At 72.2% G+C, this 317-nt stretch carries 1 protein-coding gene; it reads right to left on the bottom strand.

Features of this window, described 5'->3' with window-relative positions; all coding sequences use genetic code 11:
- Positions 1-317, bottom strand: a 317-nt coding sequence (locus IG08_RS0153505) for a MarR family winged helix-turn-helix transcriptional regulator (RefSeq protein ID WP_030622377.1), incomplete at both ends; no start/stop codon positions are given.

The raw sequence follows: 317 nt of genomic DNA, 5'->3' as shown, positions 1-317 counted from the left end.
GCGGGTGTGCGGAGGGTCTCCACGGCTCGTACGAGCGGGGCGAGTTCGGGGTTCTGCGAGGCGGCGTCGAGGGCTTCGCGCAGGGCGGTCTCGTTGGTGGGGCGGGCCTCTTCGAGCAGCTTGCGGCCGGCTTCGGTGACATCGGTGTAGATGCCGCGGCGGTCGGTGGGGCACAGATAGCGGGAGAGCAGGCCGCGGTCCTCGAGGCGGGTGACCAGGCGGGTGGTGGCGCTCTGGCTGAGCACGACGGCGTCGGCGACCTGCTTCATCTGCAGGTGCCCGCCCTTCCCGTCGTGCTGGCGGCCGAGCACGTCGAG

Source organism: Streptomyces fulvoviolaceus (assembly GCF_000718165.1).
Classification (GTDB): Bacteria; Actinomycetota; Actinomycetes; order Streptomycetales; family Streptomycetaceae; genus Streptomyces; species Streptomyces fulvoviolaceus.
This window is presented reverse-complemented; position numbering and strand designations above follow the sequence as displayed.